Below are 25,521 nucleotides of genomic sequence, written 5' to 3'. Positions count from 1 at the left end.
AAACGGCGGACGCGTTCGCTGCGCCCAGGCCATTCAGATTGCGAACGTGGCCGTTACGCGGTAAACGCCTTCATGTGGAACACCTGCATGTCCGGCGGATAGCGATACGCCGCACCATGCGGGCAGGCGCGACGGTCGAGGCAGCCGGCGCTCATGCAGCGCTCACCGGCGCCGGAGTGCAGGTGGCTGCGGCAACCGGCGTAGTCGAAGCCGGTGCCCGAATAGGCCCCGATCGGGCAGGATGTCAGGCAGGGCTTGTCGACACAGGCGTCACACGGATGGACGCCCTCCCCGCTCGTGGCGGCGATGTCGATCTCCGTGTCGAACAACAGCGCGCCACGGTAGGCGTGCCACAGGCCGTAGCGCGGGTGCATGAGGAGGCCGAGCGGCGATGGGCGCAGCCCCTCCGCGCGCATCGCCCATTGCTGGAAGGGTACGAAAGGCCTGTCCGACGGGGAAACGGCCCGGGCACCGAACTGTGCAGCAACGCCGCCGATCACTTCGCGCGCCCAGGTATCGAGAGGATGACGCAAGTCGCTCGCCTGCCGCTCGCGCCACGCGCAGAAATGCGGCCAGGCCGATGCACCGGCCTGCCCCACCAGCACGACCGCGCGTGCCGCATGCCCCGAGGGACCCGGCGGCACATTCTCGTCGCGTCCGAAGTTAAGGCCGCCGCGCACGATGAGGCCGTGGACCGCGAGCGCCTCGATCAGGGGCTCGATTTGTGTACTCATACCCCTGCAAGCATACCCTCAGAGACGATGCGCTTGTCGCGCTCGATCAGCACGCAGGCAGCGTGGAGGTGGACGGACTCGAGGTCTCGCCCCCTTCCGCAGGCGCCCGTTCGCGCCGTCCGCGCCGCGATCGTCCCGCCTGCGCCGTGCGCTCGCCGGCCCGGTTTTCCGGCAACGGCACGGCGGAGCGCAGGTTCGGAAAGGGATCGGATCTGTGCGGGATCGCCATCGCATCGACGAAATACTGCTGGAAGCTCGCTTCGACGGCGGTTTCGATCTTGTCGACGCGGCGCACGACGGTTTCGATCTCCGCCCGCCGGCCGCGGTTCAGCAGCGCGATGCGCGCGCCCGTGCCCGCGGAGTTGCCGACCGCCGCGACGTGCTCGAGCGGGCAGTCGGGGATCAGGCCCAGGATCATCGCGTACTTGACGTCGATGTGGCTGCCGAACGCGCCGGCGAGACTGATCCGCTCGACTTGTGCGATGCCGAGCTTGTCCATCAGCAGGCGCACGCCGGCATACAGCGCTGCTTTCGCGAGCTGGATCGCGCGCACGTCGTTCTGCGTGATCTGCAGCGTGCGCGCCTCGCTCTCGAACAGCGTGTACGCGAAGGTACGCCCGTTGGGCTGGATGCGGGCGTTGCGAGCCGCGAGCGTGCCGTCGATCACGCCGTCCTGATCGATGATGCCGGCGAGGTACATCTCGGCGATGACCTCGACGATGCCGGAGCCGCAGATGCCGGTGATACCGGTTGCAGCCGTCGCTTCGGCGAAGCCCGCTTCGTCCGACCACAGCTCGCAGCCGATGACCCGGAAGCGCGGCTCGAGCGTCAGCGGATCGATGCGCACGCGCTCGATGGCGCCCGGTGCCGCGCGCTGGCCGCAGCTGATCTGTGCGCCTTCGAACGCCGGCCCGGTGGGGCTGGAGGCAGCGAGCAGACGGGTGCGGTTGCCGAGGACGATCTCGGCGTTGGTGCCGATATCGACGATCAGCGTCATCGCATCGGTGAGATAAGGCGTCTCGGACAGGATGACGCCCGCGGTGTCCGCGCCGACGTGGCCGGCGATGCAGGGTAGCGCGTAGATGCGGGCGTTGGGGTGGATGTGCAGGTCGATCTCGGTCGCCCACAGGCCGGTCACGGCCTCGTCGGTGGCCAGTGCGAACGGCGCGCCGCCGAGTTCGACCGGATTAATCCCGAACAACAGGTGGTGCATGATCGGATTGCCGACGAAAGTCGCTTCGAGGATGTCGACGACGCGGATGCCCGCCTCCCCTGCCAGTTCCGTCGCCAGCTCGTTCAGGGCGCCGCGCACCGCCTGCGTCATCTCGCCGTCGCCGCCCGGCTTCATCATGACGTAGGAGACCCGGCTCATCAGATCCTCGCCGAAGCGGATCTGCGGGTTCATCTTGCCGGCGGAGGCGACGACCTCGCCCGTCTGCAGGTCGCACAGGTGCGCCGCGATCGTCGTCGAGCCGACGTCCACGGCCATGCCATACACCTTCTCGCGCAGGCCCGGCCACACCGCGATGATGCGTTCGGCGTCGACCACCGCGACCGTGACCTTCCAGTCGCCCTGCCGCAAGGCGGATTGCAGCTGCTGCACGACCCGGATGTCGGCCTGCAGGTTGCTGAGTCGCCAGTCGAAGTCCAGCGCTTCCTTAAGGCGGCGAAGGTCGGACGACGGCAAGTGCATGTCCGGCTGCTGCACTTCGACGTAATACAGCCGCACCGCCGGATCGAGCTCGATGTCGCACACCTCGGCACGCTTGCGCACGATCTGGCGATGCACCTGGCTGTCGGCGGGCACATCGATCACGACGTCGCCAAGCACCGTCGTCGAGCAGCTCAGACGCCGGCCGGGGCTCATCGCGCCGTGGGTCTTCTCCCAGGTTTGCTCGTTTTCGCCGCGCTCGCTGAGGTTGCTCGCACAGGAGTTCACGCCGTGCTTGGCGAATTCGCCTTCGCTCAACACGACCTGGCAGCGGCCGCAAATGCCCCGACCGCCGCACACCGAGTCGATGTCGACGCCGAGCGCGCGGGCAGCCTGCAGCACCGGCGTGCCGACCGGAAAGCGGCCGCGCCGTCCGGAGGGGGTGAAGACGACGAGGGCGTCCTGGGTCACGGGGGTCTCCTGGGGATCGGGTCTATTTTTTAGAAGGTTCCTCCCCCTTCAAGGGGGAGGACAGGAGGGGGATGGGTTTCTTACGTGCCTGCTGAACCCATCCCCACCCCGGCCCTCCCCTTGAAGGGGAGGGAGAGATGGTCTGACCAGCTTGCTAGTCTGCTAATCAGGCTTCGACGCGCCGACGCCGGGTTTCGCGGCGACCGCGTGCCTCGGCTCCATCGGCGCTGGCGGGCGGCACTTCGCGGAACTTGCGGATCCAGCGCATGCAGTCCTGGTCGTGGCCCATCAGCACGTCCGCGCCCATGATCGCCGTCATGATCTCGGTGTGCAGCGGGTTGGTAATCGCCGAGGTCATGCCCGAGGCGATCGCCATGCTCATGAACGCGGCGTTGACGCCGTTGCGGTTGGGCAGGCCGAAGCTCACGTTCGAGGCGCCGCAGGTGGTGTTCACCTTGAGCTCCTTCTGCAGGCGATGGCACAGCTCGAACACCTGGCGGCCCGCGGTCGACACGGCGCCGATCGGCATCACGAGCGGATCGACGACGACGTCGCAGGCGGGGATGCCGTAATCCGCCGCGCGGTTCACGATCTTGCGGGCGATCTCGAAGCGCACGTTGGGGTCCTGCGAGATGCCGGTTTCGTCGTTGCTGATCGCGACCACCGCTGCGCCGTACTTCTTCACCAGCGGCAGCACCGATTCCAGCCGGTCTTCCTCGCCCGTCACCGAGTTCACCAGCGCCTTGCCCTTGTACACCGAAAGCCCGGCTTCGAGCGCCGCAACGATCGACGAGTCGATCGACAGCGGCACGTCGGTGAGCGACTGCACGAGCTTGACGGTCTCGGCGAGGATGGCGGGCTCGTCCGCGAGCGGAATGCCGGCATTGACGTCCAGCATGTGAGCGCCGGCTTCGAGCTGTGCCTGGACGTCGGAGATCACGCGGGAGAAATCGCCGGCGGCCATCTCGGCGGCCAGCAGCTTGCGGCCGGTCGGGTTGATGCGCTCGCCGATCACGACGAAGGGGCGCTCGAAGCCGATCACGACTTCCTTCTTGTGCGAGCTGATGATGGTGTCGGTCATGTTTCCATCCTTGGTGGATTGCGGGTGCCGGCCACCGGCACCTCGGTGTGAGGTTCTTGTCGTTGTGAAGCGCTGCGTCAGGCCGCACGTCGCTGCTGGATGAGCGCCTTGGCGGTCTCGACCGCGACGCCCGCATCACGGCAGTAGGCGTCCGCCCCGACGGCCTTGCCGAAGGCTTCGTTCAGCGGCGCCCCGCCCACCAACACGATGTAGTCGTCGCGCAGGCCCTTTTCCTTCAGCGTGTCGATCACGACCTTCATGTACGGCATCGTCGTCGTCAGCAGCGCCGACATCCCCAGGATGTCCGGCTTGTGCTTCTCGATCTCATCGAGGTAGGTCTCGACCGGGATGTTGATGCCGATGTCGATGACCTCGAAGCCCGCCCCTTCCATCATCATTGCCACCAGATTCTTGCCGATGTCGTGGATGTCGCCCTTGACCGTGCCGATCACGATCTTGCCCACCGTCTCGGCACCCGTGTCCGCGAGCAGCGGGCGGATGATCTCCATGCCGCCCTTCATCGCGTTGGCCGCCATCAGCACTTCGGGCACGAACAGGATGCCGTCGCGGAAATCCACGCCCACGATACGCATGCCTTCGACCAGTGCCTCGTCGAGCACCCGGCTCGCGCTCCAGCCGCGCGACAGCAGGATGTTGGTCGCCTCCACGATCTCATCGCGCAGGCCGTTGTAGAGGTCGTCGTGCACCTGCTCGATGAGCTCGTCATCGGGCAGTGCCGCCAGGTCGAAATCCTCGTCGTCGAACTGTTCCGCCATCTCGTCGTCTCCTTCAGGTCGTTGCGGGTGCCGATCGCAGCGGACCCGATGCGGCACAGGTTAGGCGTGCCCCCCGGAACTGGCAGGCGCCTCAACGACCCCTCCATGTCCAAACGCGACACGCTTATGCAGCTCCGTTTATGCAGCCCGACTCGCGTTGCGCAACCACGGCCGTCAGCAAGGACAGGCCTGTCGCCTCACGACCCGAACTTGTCGTAACCAGACAAGCGAATGTCGGAAAGAAGACTAAATTGCGCATGGATCAATCTGCGGACGCTGTACAGAGACGCCGCGTCCGAGCTCACGCCCTGCCGGGGTGAGACCAAGACAACTAGCTCCATGGCCCATGCCGCCTTCGGAGCACCTGCCCCCATCAACTCTCCCCAGACTCTCATGACCCCCTCGGATTTTGTTGGACTCATCGGTGTAATCGCCTGCTTGGTCGCGTATGCCGGCCTGCAGCTCGGCCGACTCCAGCACGACGATCTTCGCTACATCGGGCTGAACATCCTCAGCCCCGCCTGCCTGCTGTTCTCGCTGATGTACAACTTCAACCTCGCCGCCGTGATCACCCAGGTCCTGTGGATCGGCCTGAGCCTCGTCGGCCTCGTGAGGGCCTTGTATGCGCGCGGTCGCAGGAGTGACCGCACGACGGCCAAGTGCGCGGGAAACCAAACCTGACGGAGGGACAAAAATGGGCTTGATGCTGGGTATCGATACGGGCGGCACATTCACCGACGCGGTGCTCGTCAACGAGCACCGCGAAGTGCTTGCAGCCGCGAAGCAGCTGACGACGCGCTACGACCTGACCGTCGGCATCGCACGCGCGATCGACAGCCTGCCACCGGAAAGCCTGTCCGACGTATCGCTCGTGTCCCTGTCGACGACGCTGACGACGAACTCGGTCGTCGAAGGCAAGGGCTCGCCCGTCTGTGCCCTGCTGATCGGTTACGACGAGCGTCAGGTGCAGAACAGCGGGCTCGCCGAATTGCTCGGTCCCGACGCCATCGTCACGATCGCGGGCGGGCACGATGCGGGCGGTGCCGAAGCCGCGCCGCTCGATGAAGACGCCGTGCGCAAGGCGATCCTGAACTGGCGCGACAAGGTGTCGGCCTTCGCGATCTCGGCCACCTTCAGCGTACGCAATCCGCGCCACGAAATGCGGGTGCGCGAACTCGTGCGTGAGCTCTCGCGCAAACCCGCGACCTGCGGGCACGAACTCGCGTCCTCGCTCGGCGCACCGCGACGCGCCACGACGGTCGCGCTCAACGCACGCATGATCACCCACGTGCAGCGGCTCATCGAGTCGGTCGAGTCGATCCTGGCCGCACGCGGCATCGATGCACCGCTGATGATCGTCAAGGGCGACGGCTCGCTGATCAATGCGGAATCGGCCATGCAGCGCCCGGTTGGCACGGTGCTGTCGGGCCCGGCCGCGAGCGTGCTCGGCGCCTGCGCGCTGAGCGGGCTGCGCGACGCGATCGTGGCCGACATGGGCGGCACAACGACGGATATCGCCGTCGTGCGCAACGGGCGGCCGGAACTCAGCTTCGATGGCGCACTCATCGGCGGATGGCAGCCGATGGTCGAAGCGGTGCGTATTTATTCGATCGGGCTGGGCGGCGACAGCGAGGTCCGTTTCAGCGGCGGCGAAGGAATTTCGATCGGCCCGCGCCGGGTCGTGCCGCTCAGCCTGCTCGCCGCCGAGCATACGGAAGTGTTGCCCGTGCTCGAACGCCAGTCCCGCGGAGCCCCCAACGCCAGCCAGTTGCGCTTCGCGCTGCGCCTGCAACACGACGAGGCGCTGCTGGGCCGCCTGCCCGACGACGAGCGGCAGGCCTGGGAGCGTGTCTCCATCAAGCCGGTGGACATGGAGTACGTCACCGCCGAGGACCGTCGCCTCGCTCGTGCGCTGGCCCGCCTCGAACGCAAGGGGCTCGTGATCTACAGCGGCTTCACGCCCACCGATGCGGCGCACGTGCTGGGCATCTCGGACCACTGGTCCACCCGGGCGGCGGAGTTGGGAGCCCGGATCTGGGCGCGGCAGATGCGCCGCCTCTACGGCTACGGCACGTGGCCCGACGGCGATGCCGAAGGCCCGTCGCGCGCGGTCTTCGATCTCGTCGTCGAAGGCATCAGCCAGAAGCTGATCGAGGCGGGGCTGCACGAACAGAACCGGCTCGCGGCGGCCCAGACGGACAAGCTCGCAAAGCTGCTCACCGAGCTGGTCATGGAACAGCGCCGGGATCCCTCCAAGCCCTCGCTGTTCTCGGTCCAGTTCGCGTCCGACGCGCCCGTCGTCGCCGTCGGCGGGCCTGCCGCGAGCTACTATCCGGAGGTCGCGCGAGGATTGCGCACCGGCCTCCACATGCCCCGCTTCGCCGAAGTGGCCAACGCCGTCGGCGCCGTGCTGGGCGAGGTTTCGCAGCGCGTGCATCTGACGATCACGCAGCCCGTGCGCGGCACCTTCCGCGTCTTCGCGCCGGAAGGCCCCAAGGATTTCCCGCAGCTCGGCGAAGCGGTCGAATACGCCCGCGCGCTCGCCGCCGACGAAGCCGCGACCCAGGCCCGCCAGGCCGGAGCTGCATCGGTGCGGATCGACTTCGAAACGGACGAGAACAGCGTCACCAACGAGATCGACGGCGACATGTTCTTCGAGATGCGGCTGACCGCGATCGCGTCCGGTCCCCCGTACATGCGTCAGGAGCAAACCGCCCAGGCCGAGCCGGCGTGACCGGCTCCCCACTGCGCGACGTGGGGCTCACTCGGCCCTGTCGTTGCGCGACTCCTCCAGCAGCCAGTCGCGCAGGATCGCCGCGGACGGACGCAATGCCCGGTTGGGCGACGCGATGATGTAGATCGGATGGCCGGTCAGCACATGTTCTGCGAGCGGGCGCACCAGACGCCCCTGCTCCAGTAAGGGCGTGACGATGTGCCGCCACCCCAGCGCCATGCCCTGCCCCTCCATCGCCGCGTGCAGCACCACCGAATAGTCGGTGAACCGCAGCTGTGCCCCGCTGCGGGGGAGGCTCACGCCGAACTTGCCGAGCCAGTCGGCCCAGTCGATACGCGGCCGGTAACGCTCCTCGAAGTGCAGCAGCGTGGCCGTGCTGAGCGATTGCGGCGTCGGATTCTCACCGAGTGTCTGCGCGTACCCGGGGCTGCAGACGGGGAAGACGTCCTCGTCGAACATCCGCCAGCGCGAGTAGCGTGACCACTCTCCCCGCCCCAATGTGATCGCCAGGTCGATGCCGTCGGCACTGAGATCGACGTCGGTGTCGGCGGTGATGCAGCGGATTTCGATCTGCGGGTTGGCCTGCTTGAACTGCGCCATCCGCGGCAACAACCACAAGGTCGCGGTCGCGGTCGAGGCGGCAAGCGTGACCTGATCGGACGCGCTGAACTTGCGCACCTCGCGCACGCCCTGGTCGATCATGCCCAGCCCCAGATTGACCTGCTCGTAGAGGTAGCGCCCCGCGTCACTCAGGCGCACCCCCCTGTGCAGGCGATCGAAGAGCACGACGCCCAAGCTCTCCTCGAGTCCGCAGATCGTGTGGCTGACCGCCGGCTGGCTGATGCCGAGCGAGGCTGCCGCACGCGTGAAGCTGCCGTGACGTGCCGCCGTCTCGAAGACTAGCAAGGCGTGAAGTCGTGGGCCGACCGAATCTTCTGCCATAAATCTGGATTATGTCTCACATGAAATTTGCTCTACTTCACACCAACTATACAGCTCAATACCATTGTTTCCGCAATCTCCTGCGTCATCTGGTTCGCAAATAGCGTAATGGCAGCATGAATCGTATTCATGCGGAAAACACCGGAATGACGACCAGAAGGAGACGACGCAGCGGGTGGCCGACGTAAATACCGAAAGTTCACGCTGCCTGGAGCCGCGATTCAGTGCAGTTGGAGGAGACATCATGAGTTCGGAAGCGAAGAGAGGGTGCGTGACTTTCAAGGCGAGCGGGGCCGCACCGGTGCGGATCGGTTTTCTGTTGCTTGGCAATTTCACGCTGATCGCGCATTCGGCCGCGATCGAACCGCTGCGCATGGCCAACCAGTTGAGCGGGCAGGAGCACTACCAATGGCTCACCCTCAGTGAAACGGGCGAGCCCGTGCGCGCGAGCGACGGCCAGCGAGTGATGGTGGACGCCGCGATGGAAGACGCGCAGGACCTGGACATCGTGATCGTGTGCGGCGGCCTCGCCCCCCAGCAGGCGATCCACAAGGCGCATCTGAGCTTCCTGCAGGCCGCCGCACGCCGCGGCTGCATGGTGGGCGGCATCGCGACCGGCACGTGGGCGCTGGCCCAGGCGGGTCTTCTCGACGGCTACCGTGCGAGCATTCATTGGGAGCTCATTCCCGCGTTGCAGGAGGCCTTCCCCAAGGTGCTCGTGACGAACCGGCTGTTCGCGCTGGAGGCGAAACGGCTGTCGGCGGCGGGCGGCACGGCCGCGCTGGACATGATGCTCCACCTCGTGGGGCAGCAACACGGGCCGGAGCTGATGACGGCGATCTCGGAAATGGTCACGTGCGATCGCATTCGCAGCGAGCAGGAGCAACAACGGGTGCCGCTGCGCCACATGCTCGGCACTTCGCAGCCGAAGCTGCTCGAACTGGTCGCGCTGATGGAAGCGAACATCGAGGAGCCGCTCGAACTCGAGGATCTTGCGGAAACGGCGAACGTGTCGCGCCGCCAGGTCGAGCGGCTTTTCCTGAAGCACTTGGGCTGCTCGCCGTCGCGCTATTACCAGAACGTCCGCCTCAACCGCGCGCGCCAGCTGCTGCGGCAGACCTCGATGACGGTCATCCAGGTGGCCGACGCCTGCGGCTTCGCGTCGGCCCCGCATTTCTCCAAGCGCTATCACGCCCTTTACGGCCTGCCGCCGAGCAACGAGCGCACCTGCGAGCCGGTGCAGCGCCAGGTGCGTGCGCGGCGCGAGGTGTTCATGGCCGACGAGTTCGATGACTTCGAGCGTTCGCGCTCGCCGCTCTCCTCCGCGGAGATGGCGCTGCTGGCCGCGCGCTGCGAGGCGACTTACGGCAGCATGGGACGTGCCGACGCCCGTCTTCTGGCCGCCTGACGCGACCGGTGAACGGAAAGCGGCCGGCATTGCCGGCCGCGAAACACTAGCCTGGATCAGAAGGGAAGCGGGAGCTTCGCCGTACGGCCACCATCCACGACGATGACCTGCCCGGTGATGAAAGCAGCATCGTCGCTGGCGAGGAAGACGACCGCCGCGCCGACATCATCGGGCTCGCCGGTGCGGCCGACCGGATGCAGTTTCAGCAGGCCGGCGCGGGCCGAGACGGGATCGGGCTGGGCATCGATATAGTCGTTGCTCAGGTCCGAATTGATCCAGCCCGGCGCGATCGCGTTGCAGCGGATGCCGTCGCGCCCCAGATCCACCGCCAGGGCCCGCGTGAAGCCGTGGACGCCGGCCTTCGACCCGCAATACGCCGCATGCCACGGATTGGAGCCGATGCCCTCGATCGAGCCGATGTTCACGATGCTGCCACCGCCGCGACGACGCATCTGCGGCAGCAGCGCCTTCGCGAGGAACACCGGGGCGCGCATGTTGACCACCATCATCCGGTCCCAGTCCGCTTCGGTCATGTCGTCCAGCGACTTCTCGAACATGAAGCCGGCGTTGTTGACCAGGATGTCCGCGCCGCCGAAGCGCTCCTCGACCGCGTGGGCGATGGCATAAGGCGCTTCCACCTCGCCGAGGTCGGCATTGAACCACGCGACGTTCGGGTTTGCGCCCAGCACTTCGTCCAGCGGCTGGCGCTGTGCGACGAGCACCCTGGCGCCAGCGGCCAGCAGTCTTTGCGTGATGCCGCGCCCGATGCCGCGTCCGCCGCCGGTGACGACGGCGACCTTGTCTTGCAGATCCATGTTCCTCTCCTCAACCCGAAACCGGCTTCGCACCGGTCACTTCCACGCAGGTGCCGGCGATGTAGCGCGCCTGATCCGAAGCGAGGAAGGCGATGACGTCCGCGATATCCTCCGGTTCGGCGATGCGGCCGATGGGCACGGTCTTGTTCAGCTCATCGACGGCCTTGTCCGGATCGAGCCCGCGGCGCTCGAAACCGGTGCGGATCATCGGCGTGTTGATCTCGTGCGGGCAGACGGCATTGACGCGAATGCCCAGCGGCGCGCAGTCGCGACCGAGGTTGCCGGTCAGCGCGGCGACGGCGCCCTTGCTGGTGCAGTAGGCGACGTGCCCGGGCCCCGGATAGGTGCCCCAGACCGAAGATGTGTTGACGATGGCCCCCCCGCCGCGGCGTTTCATGTGCGGAATCGCGGCGCGGCACATGAAGAAGACCGCGTTGAGGTTCACGTCCATCGCAGTGAACCACATGTCGTCCGTGGTTTCCTCGATCGTCCCGCGCGGGATGATGCCGGCGTTGTTGAGCAGGATGTCGACGCCACCGAAGCGTTCCGCCGCACGGGCGATGACCGCCTCGCAGTACTCCTTTTCCCGCAGGTTGCCGGCCACGTAATCGGCCTCGGCGCCGAGCGCGCGGGCCTCCTCCGCGGCAGCCTTGCAGCCGTCCGCGTTGATGTCCGAGATCATGAGCCGCGCGCCTTCCGCGGCGAACAGGCGCACCAGCGCCTGTCCGACGCCGCCGGCGCCTCCGGTGATCACGACGACCTTGTTTTCGAACCTCTTTGTCACAGCTGCACCTTTCTGATGGTTACGGGCGATTCATCTTCAAGGAGTCGAAAACGGCTGACAAACGAGTTTTTGGACCGCTTCACTTGCGTTTTTGTTAAGTGATCGGCCAGCAAAACAACGTCATCTGGCTTTTTCAGTTACTTTTTGCTTAACTCTGGAAACCCCCTCTGTCACCGGACTCACCGATGTCGAGCTCCCGGCATCTCCTTCCACCGCTCAACGCCTTGCGCGCCTTCGAGGCCGCCGCACGCCACGACAGCTTCAAGCTGGCGGCGGAGGAGTTGTGCGTGACACAGGCGGCAATCAGCCGCCAGATCCAGACCCTGGAAGCGTTCTACGGCCAGAAGCTGTTCCTGCGCGGGAACCGCAAGGTCGAACTCACCGACGCCGGACATTCGCTGTATCTGGCCGCTTCGTCCGCCTTGCAGCACATCGCCACGGCCTCGCGGGATCTGCTGCGGCACAACCGCCATGAGGACCTGAATCTCATCACCACGACCGCCTTCGCCCAGCTCTGGCTGATGCCGCGGCTGAAACGGCTGCGCGCGCAATACCCCGAACTGCAGCTCTTCCTGGTCAGCGCCGACGGAAACCCCGACTATCACGAGCGCTTCGATGCCGCAGTGACGCTCGGGCTCGAAGAGCATCCGCAATACGTGGCGGAGCATCTCTTTTCGGAAGAAATATTCCCGGTGTGCACGCCCGGCTTCCTGGAACAGAATCCCCGGATCGCGACGCTGGAAGGGTTGCTGACGGTCCCGCTGCTCAACCTCAACGCGAGCCACTGGAAGGCGAGGCTATGGGCGCCGGTCGATTGGGCGGTCTGGATGAGCCGGTTCGGGCTCCGCGCATCGATGGGCAAGATGACGATGAATTTCAGTCATTTTTCGATGCTGCTCGATGCGGTACACGAGGAAGTCGGTGTCGGGCTGGCCTGGCGTCACCTGGTGCAGCACCAACTGGACGCGGGCCAACTGGTGCGACCGGTCGCCGAAACCTGGCTCGCCCCCGACCGGATGCACTACTTCGTCTGCCGTCGCGATCTGGTCGATTCGACGGGAATCAGGATCTTCCGCGATTGGCTGATGGATCAGACGGCGCCGCTGAGGGCGCGGCCCGATTGAGGCGCGACCATTTCAGAGCCGCCAGACCTTGGTGAGGGTATTCAGCAGCGCGCCCATCGCCGGGTCGTTGCGGCGTTCGGTCGGGTAGATGAACGAGAGCCGTGCTGCCGCGCTGTAGGCGGGTAGCCGCCGGATCGTTCCGGCCTCCTCGCTCGCCTGCGCGAGGTCGCTCCTGAGCAGGCCGACGCCCACCTCGGCGGCCACCAGGGCATGGATCACCGCCTCGTGGTCCGCCTCGACCGTCTCCACCGGACGCATTCCCAGCGTCTGGAGGATCTCCTGCATCATCGCGTGGTGGGCGCTGCGCGGGCTCATGCGGATCCACGGCAAGCGCGACAGGGCCTGGAGCGGATCGGCACCCAGCCGATCATGCCAGGCACTCGGGATCACCAGTTCGAAGACCATCTCGCGCAGTACCAACTCATCGATACCCGGCATGGCTGTGCGGCAGACCGAGATCGCGCCGTCGATCTCCGAACTGCGCAAGGCGTCGTGGAACCAGCTGATCCGTCCCACCTGCATGTCGACGCGCAGACCGGGATATTCCTCCGTCGCCCGGCGCATCAGCGGTCCGACGCGCAGCATCACCGGATCGTACATCGCCACACCGATGCGCAACTGGCCCGACACCTGGCCGCGACGCGCCTTCGCGTGGTGGAGAAAATCGCCGAAGGCATCGAGCGCGCGCTCCGCCTGCAGCAGCAGGTCCTGGCCGGCCTGGGTGAGCGCGACCGAAGAGGTGGTGCGCGACAACAGCTTCAGCTCCAGTGCCTCCTCAAGGCTCTTGAGCTGGCCGCTCACCGCTGGCTGGGTGATGTGGAGTGCTTCCGCCGCCTTGGTGACGCTGCCCATGCGCGCGACGGTTACGAAAGTCCTTAGATGCCGAATATCCATGGCAAAGATGTTAGCGCAGAAAATCCGGGGCGATGACCGGAAATCCAGTGCCGGCGGGGCAAACGGCGTCTTATGAGTCTCATCAGAAGAAACGATTTCATGGCCCTCCGGACCCGCTGATAGTCTGCAAGCGCTCCGGCGTGCAGACCGTGAGTACTCAAAAATACAGAGGAGACAACATGCGACACCTGTCTGGTTCGAGTGCCGCCCACACGGCGGCGGAGCGTCTGGAGCGCCTTCCGGTCAGCGGCTACCACCGCCTGATCTTCATCATCATCGCCGGCGCATTCTTCTTTGATTCCATCGACCTCGGCATGATGACCTTCGTGCTCGGTTCGCTGAAGGCGGAATTTGCCCTCACCACGGCGCAGGCAGGCCTGCTGGCGAGCGCAAGCTTCGTGGGCATGGCCGTGGGCGCGGCGCTCTCCGGTCTATTGGCGGACAAGTTCGGTCGCAAGCCCGTCTTCCAGGTCAGCATGGTGATCTGGGGCGTTGCCAGTTACCTTTGTTCGACCGCTGCCGACGCCGAAACCCTGACCCTCTACCGGGTCATCCTGGGCTTCGGGATGGGGATGGAGTTTCCCGTAGCCCAGGCGCTGCTGTCGGAATTCATCCCCGCCCGCCAGCGCGGCAGATACATCGCCTTGATGGACGGCTTCTGGCCGCTGGGCTTCATCACCGCCGGCCTCATTTCCTACTACTTCCTCAGCATCGCGAGCTGGCGCACCGTGTTCGTCGTCCTGGCCATTCCCGCGCTGTTCCTGCTGGTGGTGCGCCGCTTCGTTCCCGAGTCGCCGCGTTGGCTCGAACACGCAGGGCGCCACGATGAAGCCGAGCGGGTGCTGGCCGCCGTCGAGAGCAAGGTGCAGGCAAGCCTCGGCGTGCGCGAATTGCCGCGGCCGGTGGCAGTCCCTCCTGTACAGCAGAGCGGTCGCCGCGGCTTTGCGTCCCTGTGGTCGCCCGAGCATCGCTCCAGCACGATCATGATCTGGGGCCTGTGGTTCTTTGCGCTGCTCGGCTTCTATGGCCTGACGACCTGGCTCGGAGCGCTGCTGCAACAGGCGGGCTTCGCCGTCACCAAATCGGTGCTGTACACCGTGCTGATCTCCCTGGGCGGCATCCCCGGCTTCCTCTGCGCGGCATGGCTCGTCGAGAAGTGGGGTCGCAAGCCCACCTGCATCGCCGCCCTCGTGGGCGGTGCGTGCGGCGTTTTTCTCTACGGCCAAGTTGCGGCGAACGTCGGCAGCGAAACGCCGCTGATCCTCTCCGGCCTGCTGATGCAGTTCTTCCTCTTCGGCATGTGGGCGGTGCTCTATACCTACACCCCCGAACTCTATTCGACCGGGACGCGCGCCACCGGATCGGGATTTGCGTCGGCCATCGGGCGAGTGGGATCGCTGCTTGGCCCCTATCTGGTGGGTGTGGTGCTGCCCGCCTGGGGTCAGGGCGGTGTCTTCACCGTCGGCGCCGGCTGCTTCTTCGCCGCTGCCCTGATGGTCTATCTCCTGGGTGTGGAAACCCGCGGCAAGTCCCTGGAGGAAATCGCCCACTCCCATGACGGTGCCGGGCGGCCGATGGGCGTCGCCATGGGTCGCGAAGCCACCGAGGCGGCCCGCTGACGGTGCGTCGTGGATCCTTCCATCGATAACCAACGAGGAAAGAAGCAATGAACGAGCAGCACCACAACAGCATCGTGATCGACGGGCTGGTGATCGCCAAATGGGACCGTGCGCTCTTCGAGGACATGCGCAAAGGCGGCCTGACCGCCGCCAGCTGCACGGTCTCGGTCTGGGAAGGTTTCCAGGAGACGGTGGAGAACATCGCGGATATGAAGAAGCTGATCCGCGAGAATGCCGACCTGGTCACCCTGGTGCGCAACGTGGAGGACATCCACCGCGCCAAGCGCGAAGGCAAGACCGGGATCATCCTCAGCTTCCAGAATGCTTATGCCTGCGAAGACCACCTGGGGTACATCGAAGCCTTTGCCGACATGGGCGTGCGCGTCATCCAGCTCTGCTACAACACGCAGAACCTGGTGGGCACCGGCTGCTACGAGCGGGACGGCGGGCTCTCCGGCTTCGGCCGCGAGTTCATCGCCGAGATGAATCGCGTCGGCATCATGGTGGATCTGTCGCACGTGGGGGCGAATACTTCCCGCGAAGCGATCCTCGCGTCCACCAAACCCGTGTGCTATTCGCACTGCCTGCCCGCCGGCCTCAAGGAGCACGCGCGCAACAAGAGCGACGAGGAGCTACGTTTCATCGCCGATCATGGCGGCTTCATCGGCGTGACGATGTTCCCGCCCTTCCTGCGGCGGGGCGTCCACGCGAACGTGATGGACTACGTGGAGGCGATCGATTACACGATCAATCTCGTCGGCGAAGACTGCGTGGGCATCGGCACCGATTTCACCCAAGGGTACGACAAGGGCTTCTTCGACTGGATCACCCACGACAAGGGTCGCTACCGGAAGCTGACGGAATTCGGCACCATCCAGAACCCCGAAGGGCTGCGCACGCTGGGCGAGATGCCGAATCTCACCGATGGCATGCAGGCCGCCGGCTGGAAGGCGTCGCGCATCGAGAAGGTGCTGGGGGCGAACTGGCTGCGGGTGTTCGGCGAGGTCTGGGCGTCATGAACCGGGAGCCGCAAGTACCGATCGAGGTCGCGCCGGACACCGGGGTGTGGACGACCGATGGCCTGCCCATGCTGTACGTGCCGCGCCATTTCTTCGTCAATAACCATCTCGCGGTGGAGAAGGCACTGGGCCGGGGGCAGTACGAGGCCGTTCTCTACCCTGCCGGCTACCAGTCGGCCTATCACTGGTGCAGCAAGGAATCTGCACGCCACGGACTAGGCGGGGTGGAGGTGTTCGAGCATTACCTCAAGCGACTATCGCAGCGCGGCTGGGGGCAGTTCAGTTTCCGCGACATTGCTCCCGAAGACACCTCGGCGACCATCGTCCTTGAGCATTCCGCCTTCGTGCTCGCGCAGCCGGAAGCTGAGGGACGCCTGTGCTACATGTTTGCGGGCTGGTTCGCGGGGGCAATGGATTGGCTCTCCGACGAAGTGGGGCGAACAACGCGGGCACGCTGCCGCGAGGTGTCGTGCGCGGGGGAGCGTGGCGGACATCAGCACTGCGTTTTTGAAGTGACACCCGTCGCGGCCAGGTAGCCCTCGGAGGCCCGGTCCCCCCGGGCCTTATTTATCCCGGCAGGCGTGGCAAGCAGCCGAACCGCGATGATCAACGCCAAGGCGCTGGCCGTGAAAACGGCCAGCGCTGTATTTGTGGCGGATTGTCGAAAAGCCGCGGACGACTTCCTTCTTGTGCGAGCTGATTACGGCCCCGGTCAGGCCCCCACCGCCTGCCTTTGAACTTGCCGGTCACGCCCCGGATACCACGGAACACGCCCCTCGAGCACGCCGGAGGTCTGGATGATTTCGGCAACCGCCTCCTCCTGGCGGTAGGCCATCACGTGCACGCCGCTGACGCCCTCGACTTCGCGGATCTCCTCGATCAGATCGATGCAGAGCTTCCTGCCTTCGGCCTTCTGCTTCTCCGCACCCGCCAGGCGTGTGATGACGCTGTCCGGGATGTGGACGCCGGGCACATGGTCGCGGATCCAGGTTGCGCTCTTGGCCGACGCGAGCGGGCCGACGCCGACCATGATGTAGACGCGGTTCGGGCCTTCGAGCAGGCCGAGATCGCGCACCTGCGCCATGAAGGTGCGCAGCCGCGGGATGTCGTAGCAGTACTGCGTCTGGATGAACTGTGCGCCGGCGGCGACCTTCTTCGCGAGCCGATGCGGACGCCAGTCGAAGGGCGGCGCGAAGGGGTTCTCGGCGGCGCCGAGGAACACGCACGGCGGCGTGTCGAGCTTGCGCCCGCTCTGGAAGCGCTGCTCGTCGCGCATGGCACGAGCGATCTCCAGCAGCGACATCGAGTCGAGGTCGAACACGGGTTTGGCCTGCGGATGGTCGCCCGCCTGCACGCCGTCGCCCGTCAGGCACATGATGTTGGCGACCCCCATTGCGGCTCCGCCCAGGATCTCGCCCTGGATCGCGATGCGGTTGCGGTCGCGACACGAGATCTGCATCACCATCGCGTAGCCGCGGCGCGTCAGCAGCGCGCACACGCCGACGCTGGACATATGGCAGTTCGCACCCGAGCCGTCGGTCGCGTTGATCGCGTCGACGTAGCCGTCGAAGATCGCGGCGCGCTTGAACACTTCGTCCGGATCGGCGGAATCGGGCGGGTCGATTTCGGACGTCACCGCGAACTTGCCGGCGCGCAGCACGCGCTCCAAGCGGCCAGGCGAAACGTGGCCGGGCAGGATCGGCAGTCCTTCGCCGGGCGTCGGTTCGTCGTCGAAAATCATTTCTGCTCTCCCTGCGCGGCGCGTTCGGCGATCTGGCGCACGACGCGCAGCCAGGACGAGGTATCGCGGAAGCGGTTATCCACCGGCTTCTGGACGACATAGATCCTCTTGCCGGACTTCATGTGCTGGCTGCCGGCCCAGGCCTCCGCCCACACGCACTTCATCTCGGGCTTGACCTCGCAGTGCCCGTTCGCACGCACGCCGCCGCAGGGGCCGTTGCGCAGCGTCTTCGGGCAGTTCATTGGACAGGACATCCCCGTCGAACTGAGCGCGCACTGGCCGCACATCTTGCAGTCGAACAGGAAGCCCTTGATGGCCTTCTCGACCTCCGCGACCGGCCGTTCCGCGCGCGCATATCCGACACGGCGCCACAGCGGATCGAGCCGCGCAATGATCGGCTCGAAGGCGTTGTAGATGATCTCGAAACCACGTGAGTGTCGGACCACCCACCGGCGTGCTGCGTACATGAATGTCTCCTTCGTCCGCCACCGTCGGTTTCGCGCGACCGGTGTGGCTGTTTGTCGATGTCGTTTTCTATTACGCCGTGTCGGTGCTGGTCGCATTGCCCTTGGCGCGAACCAGCGCATCGAGGTCTGCGTCGCTGTAACCGGCCTCGATGCGGGCGGCTTCGGCAGCCGCTTCGGCCTGCAGGTCGCCGCCGCACTCGCGTGGCGGCTGTCGGCGCCAGTCCTCCAAATAGGCGTCCGAGCTGCCCTTGCCGGCGCGCATCGCCGCCCGGTCGATCGCGACCTGGAAGCGCTCGGAGAGCTGCGCTTTCGCGCTCTCCCGTCCGTTCTTGACGATCACCTGCGCAGGGATGTCACGCCACTGCACAACAATCAGCTTTGCCATGAAACCTGCTCCGTGCGGGCGTCGCGCCCCTCTTGGCGGTGGAACCGGACGATGGCCGTCTGGAGGTCGCCGTAGCCGGTGAATCGGTATTGGAACTCGAGCCCGAGCCGCGCCGCGGCCTGCCGCGCCTGCTCGTGCAATTGCGCATCCTCGGCCTGCGCCAGGTAGACCAGGCGGCGGTAGTTGCCGAAATACATCGATGCGAGCTCCGGATGACGTTCGATGCCGAGTTCGCGGATCACGAGGCGCTCGAAATGACGCACGAGGAAATCCGTGAGGTAGAAGCTGCCCGGCTCCGCGTCGGCGAGCGCCGTGAAGGCCGGCGTGCCCGCGTAGAACTCGTAGCAGTGGGCGCCCGGCAGGCGCGCGACGCCCTCCTCTTCGAGCACGCGATCGAGCAGCCCGCCCGTGCCGCAGTCGGCATAGCCGACGAGGATGCGCCCGAAACGTGCCCGCCCCGCCCGGATCTTTTCGCGCACCGCCTCGGGGATGCGATCGGGGCGGTTATGGAGGTCGGCGGGCAGGCACTGCAACTGCACGTGCTGCCACCCGTTTGCGGCGATCACGGCCTTGAGCTCGCGGGCGAGCGCGCCGCAGGCGATGATCAGTATCGGTTCCACGCCCGCGTCCCTTTGTGCCGCCTCAGGCGGCGCGACGCTGCTTGATGAGCGCCTTGGCCGTCTCGACCGCGACGCCCGCATCGCGGCAGTACGCGTCCGCACCGACGGCCTTGCCGAAGGCTTCGTTCAGCGGGGCGCCCCCCACCAACACGATGTAGTCGTCGCGCAGGCCTTTTTCCTTCAGCGTGTCGATCACGACCTTCATGTAGGGCATGGTCGTCGTCAGCAGCGCCGACATCCCCAGGATGTCCGGCTTGTGCTTCTCGATCTCATCGAGGTAGGTCTCGACCGGGATGTTGATGCCGATGTCGATGACCTCGAAGCCCGCCCCTTCCATCATCATCGCCACCAGATTCTTGCCGATGTCGTGGATGTCGCCCTTGACCGTGCCGATCACGATCTTGCCCACGGTTTCCGCACCGGTGTCCGCGAGCAGCGGACGGATGATCTCCATGCCGCCCTTCATCGCGTTGGCCGCCATCAGCACTTCGGGCACGAACAGGATGCCGTCGCGGAAATCCACGCCCACGATGCGCATGCCTTCCACCAGTGCCTCGTCGAGCACCCGGCTTGCGCTCCAGCCGCGCGACAGCAGGATGTTGGTCGCCTCCACGATCTCGTCGCGCAGGCCGTTGTAGAGGTCGTCGTGCACTTGCTCGATGAGTTCGTCATCGGGCAATGCCGCCAGGTCGAAATCCTCGTCGTCGAACTGTTCCGCCATGTCGTCTTCTCCTTCAGGTCGTTGCGGGTGCCGACCGCAGCGGACCCGATGCGGCACAGGTTAGGCGTAGCCCCCGCAACTGGCAGGCGCCTCAACGACCCCTCCATGTCCAAACGCGACAGCCGGATTTCCCCGCGATGGACGCCATTGCCAGCGCGGGCGCGGGTGTCGTGAGGCGATCCGAAATTGTCGTAACCAGACAGGCAAGCGCTCCCCGGAAGACTAAATTGGGCGACAGCCAAACGCCGGACGGATGACATCGTCCGCAACGGCCAACCATATGACAAAGAGGAGACGCGCGATGTCGGTAATGACCGAAGGCAAGAACATTTACGTACTCAAGGCGAGCTGCAAGGGCGTGATCGGCACGGTCGCCCGCATCTCGAGCTTCCTGGCCGAGCGCCACTGCTACATCATGGAGATGCAGCAATTCGACGAGATCCTCACCGGGCGTTTCTTCGTGCGCACGGTCTTCTCGACGACGTCGGGCCGCACGCCGTCCTTCGACGAGCTCAAGCGCGCCTTCGGCAACGAATTGCCGCGCGCCGAGGAAGACTTCACGTGGGAGATGCACGACACGCTGGCGCGCCCGAAGGTGCTGCTGATGGTGTCGAAGTTCGACCACTGCCTCGATGACCTGCTCTATCGACTTCGCACCGGCGAGCTGAAGATGGAGGTGCCGGCGATCGTGTCGAACCATCCGGACCTCAAGCGCCTCGCGGACTGGCACGGCATCCCCTTCCATCACCTGCCGGTGACGTCCGAGACGAAGGCGGCGCAGGAGGAGCGCCTGCTCGAACTCGTCGCCGAGACGGGCACCGATCTGGTCGTGCTCGCACGCTACATGCAGGTGCTGTCCGAGGACCTGTGCCGCAAGCTCTCGGGCCGCGCGATCAACATCCACCACTCCTTCCTGCCCGGCTTCAAGGGCGCGAAACCCTATCACCAGGCGCATGACCGCGGCGTGAAACTGATCGGCGCGACCGCGCACTACGTGACCTCCGATCTGGACGAGGGCCCGATCATCGAGCAGGCCGTCGAGCGCGTCGATCACACCTACCAGCCGGAACACCTCGTCGCCGTCGGCCGCGACACTGAATGCCTGGCGCTCGCACGTGCCGTCAAATACCACATCGAGCACCGCGTCTTCCTCACCGGCAACAAGACGGTGGTGTTCCGATGAACGCCGTGATCATCGACGGCAAGCAAGCCGCCGAGCACCTGCGTGCCGAGATCGGCCGCCACGTCGTGCGTCTGCGCGAGCAGCATCTCGTCACCCCTGGCCTCGCCGTGATCCTTGTCGGCGAGGACCCGGCCAGCCAGGTGTACGTCCGCAACAAGGCACGCCAGGCCCGTGAAGCGGCGATGGCCTCGTTCGAGTACCGGCTGCCGTACAACGTGCCGCAGGAAAAGGTGCTGGAGCTGATCGATCGGCTCAACGAGGATCCGGCCGTTCACGGCATCCTCGTGCAGTTGCCGCTGCCGCCGCAGGTCGACGCCGATCGCGTCATCAACGCGATCCGCCCCGAGAAGGACATCGACGGCTTCCATCCCGTCAATGCCGGCGCGCTGGCGACCGGCGGCGACGGCATGGTGCCCTGCACGCCGCTGGGCTGCCTGATGCTGCTCAAGCATCGCCTGGGCGATCTTGCGGGCCTGCGCGCGGTCGTGCTGGGACGTTCGAACATCGTCGGCAAGCCGATGGCCGCGCTGCTTCTGCGCGAGAGCTGCACGGTGACCGTCGCTCATTCCAGGACGCGCGACCTGGCGGACGAATGCCGGCGCGCCGACATCCTCGTCGCCGCGGTGGGCCGGCCGCGCATGGTTCCCGGCGACTGGATCAAGCCCGGCGCGACGGTGATCGACGTCGGCATCAACCGCATCGACACGCCCGACGGCAAAGGGCGGCTGGTCGGCGACGTGGACTTCGACAGCGCCGTCGAAGTGGCGGGCGCGATCACGCCGGTGCCGGGCGGCGTCGGGCCGATGACCATCGCCTGCCTGCTGCTCAACACCCTCGAAGCCGCCTGCCGCCAACATGGCCTTCCGGTGCCGCAGGGGTTGATGGAGGCCGCGTGGGGATGAGCCCCCCGCCCGGCCTGGCGGACGCCGTCGCCGAACCGCTGCGCGACATCGGCGACGTGGTCCGGCTCATCGAAGCGCTCGTGGCGGCCGAGTCGTCCCGCTCCCGACCGCCGGACGCGCTCGCCCTGCAGCCGATGAGTGACCTGCTCGCCCGCATCGGCAACCCGCAGCGCGCGCTGCGCTGCATCCATGTGGCCGGCTCGAAGGGCAAGGGCAGCACCGCCCTGCTGTGCGAGGCGGTGCTCGGCGCGGCCGGCCTGCGCGTGGGCACCTACACGTCGCCGCACCTGCAGCGCTGGAGCGAACGCTACCGCGTCGGTGGGCAAGAGGTCGGCGAAGCGGAATTCGTCGCCGCTGTGGAGCGCGTCCGGCCCCACTTCGTCGAGCTGCAGGACAACGCGCACCCGCCCGGTTTCTTCGACTTCGCGACGGCGACTGCCTTCGCGCTGTTCGAGAACACCAGGGCCGACGTGGCGCTGATCGAGGTCGGCCTCGGCGGGAGCCTGGATCCGACCAACGTCATCACCCCGCTCGTGTCCTGCATCACCAGCATCGAACTGGAGCACACCGACCGTCTCGGCACCACGCTCGCCGCGATCGCCCGCGAGAAGGCGGGAATCATCAAGCCCGCCGTGCCTGTCGTGATCGGCGACCTGCCCCGCGAGGCGCTCGCAGTCATCGAGGCGCAGGCGACGAACTGGGCCGCCCCGCTGCACCGCCTCGGCATCGACTTCACCGCGAATGTAACGCGGACTTCCGCCGACGGCGTGGCCATGCACGTCGAATGCGGTCCACTGGCGATGGACCTCACCCTGCCGGTGCTGGGCCCCCATCTCGCCGGTAACGCCGCGATGGCGCTCGCGTGCATCCTCCACGCGGAGCTGCTGCCCCTGCCCGAACTCGCAGACGCCGCGCGCCGCGGCCTGGCGCAGGTCGCGCTGCCGGGTCGGACCGAAATCCTCGGACGCCGCCCCTGGATTGTCGCGGACGGGGCGCACACCGAATCCTCCGCGCGCGCCCTGATGCACTCGCTGGACGTGCTCGACTGCCGCGAGCGGCACATGGTCATCTCCATTTCGTCCGGGAAGGATCTCGCAGGACTCCTGCCGATATTCGCTGCGAAGGCGAGCGCCTTCGTCGTCACGCGCGCCGACCGTCAGCGCTCGCTCGAACCGTCGGCGATCGCCGACTGGATCCGGCAGCACTTCCCCGGCCTCCCCGTGCATGCCGTCGACGACCCGCTGGCAGCGGTCAGCGAAACGCTCGCCCGCGTGCCGTCCGATTCGCTGATGTGCGTCACGGGCTCCGTCTATGCGGCGGGTGCCGCACGGACCGCCCTCGCCTCATCGCCGACCGATTTGAAGCCGGCCCTGAGCTCGCCCGCCGGCGCGGCTCACTGCACCCACGAGAACGCGGCACTCCAGTCCGGATACTGTGCGACCGGCATCGGGCGGCTGATGTAATACCCCTGCGCGGCCTCGCAGCCCAGTTGCCCGAGTCGCTCGGCTATCGTGCGCGTTTCGACACCCTCGGCGACGACGCGCAAGCCGAGGTTGTGCGCCATGTCGATCGTCGAGCGCACGATCACGGACGAGTCCTCGCTACTGGTCATTCCGGACACGAACGACTGGTCGATCTTGATCGCATCGATCGGCAGCTTCTGCAGGTAGGCAAGCGACGAATACCCGGTGCCGAAGTCGTCGATCGAGAGTTCGACGCCCAGCTTCTTCAGCGCGACAAGCCTGTCGCGTGCGCCGATCGGGTCGTCCATCAACGCGCCTTCGGTGATCTCGAACGCAATCCAGTCCGGCTTCGCGCCCCACGTCGCGAGCGCGTCGCTCACGTGGTCGAGGAGCAGCGGATCGCGCAGGTCGTGCGGCGACAGGTTCACGGCCAGCGGCACTGCGAGCCCGGCCGCGTGCCACGCGTATCCCTCGCGCAACGCCGCCCTGAGCACCCAATAGGTGAGCGGCGTAATCAGCCCGGCGCTCTCCGCGAGCCCGATGAATGCCCCCGGATCGATCATCCCCAGACGCGGATGGTCCCACCGAACCAGGGCTTCGACCCCCGACACGCGGCCCGAGCGGATCTCGACCTTGGGCTGGCAGAACAGGCGCAACTCCTCGCCTTCTATCGCGCGCCGCAACTCGCCCATGAGCTCCAGGCGGTGCGTGCACTCCGTGTCCAGACCCCCGGCATAAAAGAGATAGCGCCGCCCGGTCTGACGGGCGCGGAAATTCGCGATTGCCGCGCGGCGCAACAAGGCCTCGGGCTCGTCGCCATGTCCGGGGTACAGCGTGATGCCGATCGTGGCGCGCGCATCGAGCAGCAAACCGGAAAGCTGGACGGGCGCGGCGAGCGCCGCCAGGATGCGCTGCGAATGATCGCGGGCGGCCTCCGCATCGCCGCGCGCAAGCACGATCACGAAGGCATCCTCCGCCGCACGCGCGACGTTCCCGGTCGCTTCGATGGCGCACAGCCGTCGGGCAATTTCCAGCAGCAACAGGTCGCTCTCGCGGTAGCCCAGCGCCTCGGTGATCTCGCGCAGGCTGCCGATCCGCAGGTGGAGCACCGCGAGCGGACGATTCGCGCCGCGGGCGACGTCGACCGCGGCCCGCAACTGGTCGCGCAACTGCAGGCGGTTGGGCAGCCCCGTCAGCGCGTCGAAATACGCCATCTGCCGGATCGTTTCCTCGGCCGCGCGATGGCGGGCGCGCAGTCGCAGCGTCTCGATACCGAACGAGAGGTCATCGGCCGTCTCGGTGAGCAGCGCGACCTCGTCCTCGCTGAACGCGTCGGCCTCGGGGGCGCCGATGGTGATCGTTCCGATCACCGCGCCCTCGACGTGCAAGGGCAACGCGATGAAGGACCGGAACCGATGTGCGAGGTCGGTTTCGAGCCAGGGGGCGGCGTACGGGTCCGTCTGGATGTTCTGCATCACGGACGGCTTGCCGGTCCGGATCGCGATGCCGGTCGGCCCCCGCCCCAGGGGCGTGTCCTCCGCCCAGCTGATCTGCACGGATTCGAGATAGCCTTCGTCGATGCCGGCGCTGGCAATCGCCCGCGCGGTCTTCGCTTCGTCGTTCTCCGCCCGTGTGACCCAGGCGAGCCGGTAACCGCCCTCCTCGACCGCGATACGGCAGAACTCGTGATAGAGCCTGTCTTCGTCCTCGGCGCGCAGCAGGGCGCGGTTGCTTGCGCTAAGAGTGCGCAGGGCGCGATGGAGCCGCTGCAGCGCCTCGACGTCTGACGGCAATCGAGTCGAACTCTGCATGATCGTCTCCCCAAAGCGCACCGGCGCAGTGCCGCTGATTCATCTTAGACCGCGGACGGGCGACATTGGCGGGTTGGAGATTCTCAGGGCGGATAAGCCAGCGTTATCCACCGTATGGCGCGCATCGTCATGCGATACCCGCGGCGAAAAGCGCTGCGCTATTCGCCCTACGATGC

At 66.4% G+C, this 25,521-nt stretch carries 25 protein-coding genes; 11 read left to right on the top strand and 14 right to left on the bottom strand.

What is annotated here, in order from left to right; all coding sequences use genetic code 11:
* Positions 1-53: 53 nt before the first annotated feature.
* From CDA09_RS11210 to CDA09_RS11195, 4 genes are all read right to left on the bottom strand, one after another.
* Positions 54-734: a hypothetical protein gene (locus CDA09_RS11210; RefSeq protein WP_121428701.1), complete on the bottom strand. Its 681-nt coding sequence runs from the start codon at positions 732-734 to the stop codon at positions 54-56.
* A 46-nt stretch (positions 735-780) separates the two neighbouring features.
* Positions 781-2,856 (bottom strand): ASKHA domain-containing protein, encoded by a 2,076-nt coding sequence (locus CDA09_RS11205; RefSeq protein WP_121428700.1) that lies wholly within the window; start codon positions 2,854-2,856, stop codon positions 781-783.
* A 166-nt stretch (positions 2,857-3,022) separates the two neighbouring features.
* Positions 3,023-3,937 (bottom strand): dihydropteroate synthase, encoded by a 915-nt coding sequence (locus tag CDA09_RS11200; protein WP_121428699.1) that lies wholly within the window; start codon positions 3,935-3,937, stop codon positions 3,023-3,025.
* A gap of 77 nt (positions 3,938-4,014) precedes the next feature.
* A complete protein-coding gene (locus CDA09_RS11195) occupies positions 4,015-4,713 on the bottom strand; it encodes a cobalamin B12-binding domain-containing protein (RefSeq protein ID WP_121428698.1) in 699 nt (232 codons plus the stop codon).
* Between the two features lie 393 nt (positions 4,714-5,106).
* Here CDA09_RS11195 and CDA09_RS11185 point away from each other — a divergent pair, with 393 nt between their 5' ends.
* Complete coding sequence (locus CDA09_RS11185; RefSeq protein WP_121428696.1) at positions 5,107-5,394, top strand: CBU_0592 family membrane protein; 288 nt, start codon at positions 5,107-5,109, stop codon at positions 5,392-5,394.
* A 13-nt stretch (positions 5,395-5,407) separates the two neighbouring features.
* Positions 5,408-7,447 (top strand): hydantoinase/oxoprolinase N-terminal domain-containing protein, encoded by a 2,040-nt coding sequence (locus CDA09_RS11180; RefSeq protein ID WP_121428695.1) that lies wholly within the window; start codon positions 5,408-5,410, stop codon positions 7,445-7,447.
* Positions 7,448-7,474: 27 nt separating this feature from the next.
* Here CDA09_RS11180 and CDA09_RS11175 read toward each other — a convergent pair whose 3' ends face one another.
* On the bottom strand, positions 7,475-8,353 hold the full coding sequence (locus CDA09_RS11175; protein ID WP_164844407.1) for a LysR substrate-binding domain-containing protein: 879 nt from the start codon (positions 8,351-8,353) through the stop codon (positions 7,475-7,477).
* Between the two features lie 280 nt (positions 8,354-8,633).
* On the opposite strand from CDA09_RS11175, the gene gbdR reads away from it, so the two are divergent.
* Positions 8,634-9,797: a choline metabolism transcriptional regulator GbdR gene (gene gbdR / locus CDA09_RS11170; RefSeq protein WP_121428693.1), complete on the top strand. Its 1,164-nt coding sequence runs from the start codon at positions 8,634-8,636 to the stop codon at positions 9,795-9,797.
* A gap of 56 nt (positions 9,798-9,853) precedes the next feature.
* On the opposite strand, the gene CDA09_RS11165 is transcribed toward gbdR, so the two are convergent.
* The gene (locus CDA09_RS11165; protein ID WP_121428692.1) at positions 9,854-10,612 is read right to left on the bottom strand and encodes an SDR family NAD(P)-dependent oxidoreductase; all 759 of its coding nucleotides are present in this window, start codon (positions 10,610-10,612) and stop codon (positions 9,854-9,856) included.
* A gap of 10 nt (positions 10,613-10,622) precedes the next feature.
* A complete protein-coding gene (locus CDA09_RS11160; RefSeq protein ID WP_121428691.1) occupies positions 10,623-11,396 on the bottom strand; it encodes an SDR family NAD(P)-dependent oxidoreductase in 774 nt (257 codons plus the stop codon).
* Between the two features lie 185 nt (positions 11,397-11,581).
* On the opposite strand from CDA09_RS11160, the gene CDA09_RS11155 reads away from it, so the two are divergent.
* On the top strand, positions 11,582-12,520 hold the full coding sequence (locus tag CDA09_RS11155; RefSeq protein WP_121428690.1) for a LysR substrate-binding domain-containing protein: 939 nt from the start codon (positions 11,582-11,584) through the stop codon (positions 12,518-12,520).
* 12 nt (positions 12,521-12,532) lie between these two features.
* On the opposite strand, the gene CDA09_RS11150 is transcribed toward CDA09_RS11155, so the two are convergent.
* A complete protein-coding gene (locus CDA09_RS11150; protein ID WP_121428689.1) occupies positions 12,533-13,414 on the bottom strand; it encodes a LysR family transcriptional regulator in 882 nt (293 codons plus the stop codon).
* A gap of 179 nt (positions 13,415-13,593) precedes the next feature.
* Between CDA09_RS11150 and CDA09_RS11145 the strand changes: the two genes are divergently transcribed.
* From CDA09_RS11145 to CDA09_RS23645, 4 genes are all read left to right on the top strand, one after another.
* Entirely contained in the window at positions 13,594-15,033 is a 1,440-nt protein-coding gene (locus CDA09_RS11145) for an MFS transporter (protein WP_121428688.1), read from the top strand.
* A gap of 47 nt (positions 15,034-15,080) precedes the next feature.
* On the top strand, positions 15,081-16,052 hold the full coding sequence (locus tag CDA09_RS11140) for a dipeptidase (RefSeq protein WP_121428687.1): 972 nt from the start codon (positions 15,081-15,083) through the stop codon (positions 16,050-16,052).
* A 44-nt stretch (positions 16,053-16,096) separates the two neighbouring features.
* Positions 16,097-16,588, top strand: a complete 492-nt coding sequence (locus CDA09_RS11135; protein ID WP_217351309.1) for a 4-vinyl reductase — start codon at positions 16,097-16,099, stop codon at positions 16,586-16,588.
* A 66-nt stretch (positions 16,589-16,654) separates the two neighbouring features.
* Positions 16,655-16,789, top strand: coding sequence for a hypothetical protein (locus tag CDA09_RS23645; RefSeq protein ID WP_286164476.1), 135 nt, complete (start codon positions 16,655-16,657; stop codon positions 16,787-16,789).
* Here CDA09_RS23645 and CDA09_RS11130 read toward each other — a convergent pair.
* The 5 genes from CDA09_RS11130 to CDA09_RS11110 form a co-directional block, all read right to left on the bottom strand.
* Positions 16,765-17,793: a methylenetetrahydrofolate reductase gene (locus CDA09_RS11130; RefSeq protein WP_121428685.1), complete on the bottom strand. Its 1,029-nt coding sequence runs from the start codon at positions 17,791-17,793 to the stop codon at positions 16,765-16,767. The genes CDA09_RS23645 and CDA09_RS11130 overlap by 25 nt on opposite strands.
* Positions 17,790-18,260 (bottom strand): methylenetetrahydrofolate reductase C-terminal domain-containing protein, encoded by a 471-nt coding sequence (locus CDA09_RS11125; RefSeq protein ID WP_121428684.1) that lies wholly within the window; start codon positions 18,258-18,260, stop codon positions 17,790-17,792. Before CDA09_RS11125 ends, CDA09_RS11130 begins: the two co-directional genes overlap by 4 nt.
* Positions 18,261-18,330: 70 nt before the next feature.
* Positions 18,331-18,645, bottom strand: a complete 315-nt coding sequence (locus tag CDA09_RS11120) for a virulence factor (RefSeq protein WP_121428683.1) — start codon at positions 18,643-18,645, stop codon at positions 18,331-18,333.
* Complete coding sequence (locus tag CDA09_RS11115; RefSeq protein WP_121428682.1) at positions 18,633-19,265, bottom strand: DUF1638 domain-containing protein; 633 nt, start codon at positions 19,263-19,265, stop codon at positions 18,633-18,635. Before CDA09_RS11115 ends, CDA09_RS11120 begins: the two co-directional genes overlap by 13 nt.
* A gap of 22 nt (positions 19,266-19,287) precedes the next feature.
* Positions 19,288-19,986, bottom strand: coding sequence for a cobalamin B12-binding domain-containing protein (locus CDA09_RS11110; RefSeq protein WP_121428681.1), 699 nt, complete (start codon positions 19,984-19,986; stop codon positions 19,288-19,290).
* A gap of 301 nt (positions 19,987-20,287) precedes the next feature.
* Here CDA09_RS11110 and purU point away from each other — a divergent pair, with 301 nt between their 5' ends.
* Genes purU through CDA09_RS11095 form a run of 3 tightly spaced genes read left to right on the top strand, consistent with a single transcriptional unit; the run spans position 20,288 to position 23,534 of the window.
* The gene (purU, locus tag CDA09_RS11105) at positions 20,288-21,169 is read left to right on the top strand and encodes a formyltetrahydrofolate deformylase (RefSeq protein WP_121428680.1); all 882 of its coding nucleotides are present in this window, start codon (positions 20,288-20,290) and stop codon (positions 21,167-21,169) included.
* Positions 21,166-22,071: a bifunctional methylenetetrahydrofolate dehydrogenase/methenyltetrahydrofolate cyclohydrolase FolD gene (gene folD / locus CDA09_RS11100; RefSeq protein ID WP_121428679.1), complete on the top strand. Its 906-nt coding sequence runs from the start codon at positions 21,166-21,168 to the stop codon at positions 22,069-22,071. The genes purU and folD overlap by 4 nt, the downstream gene beginning before the upstream one ends.
* Positions 22,068-23,534, top strand: coding sequence for a bifunctional folylpolyglutamate synthase/dihydrofolate synthase (locus tag CDA09_RS11095; RefSeq protein ID WP_121428678.1), 1,467 nt, complete (start codon positions 22,068-22,070; stop codon positions 23,532-23,534). Before folD ends, CDA09_RS11095 begins: the two co-directional genes overlap by 4 nt.
* On the opposite strand, the gene CDA09_RS11090 is transcribed toward CDA09_RS11095, so the two are convergent.
* Positions 23,465-25,345, bottom strand: a complete 1,881-nt coding sequence (locus CDA09_RS11090; protein WP_121428677.1) for a putative bifunctional diguanylate cyclase/phosphodiesterase — start codon at positions 25,343-25,345, stop codon at positions 23,465-23,467. The two genes, CDA09_RS11095 and CDA09_RS11090, sit on opposite strands and share 70 nt — an antisense overlap.
* Positions 25,346-25,521 lie beyond the last annotated feature (176 nt).

Origin of the sequence: Azoarcus sp. DN11, from assembly GCF_003628555.1 — a bacterium.
Lineage (GTDB): Bacteria > Pseudomonadota > Gammaproteobacteria > Burkholderiales > Rhodocyclaceae > Aromatoleum.
Note: the sequence above shows the minus strand (reverse complement) of the source record. Positions and strands in the feature narration are given on the sequence as shown.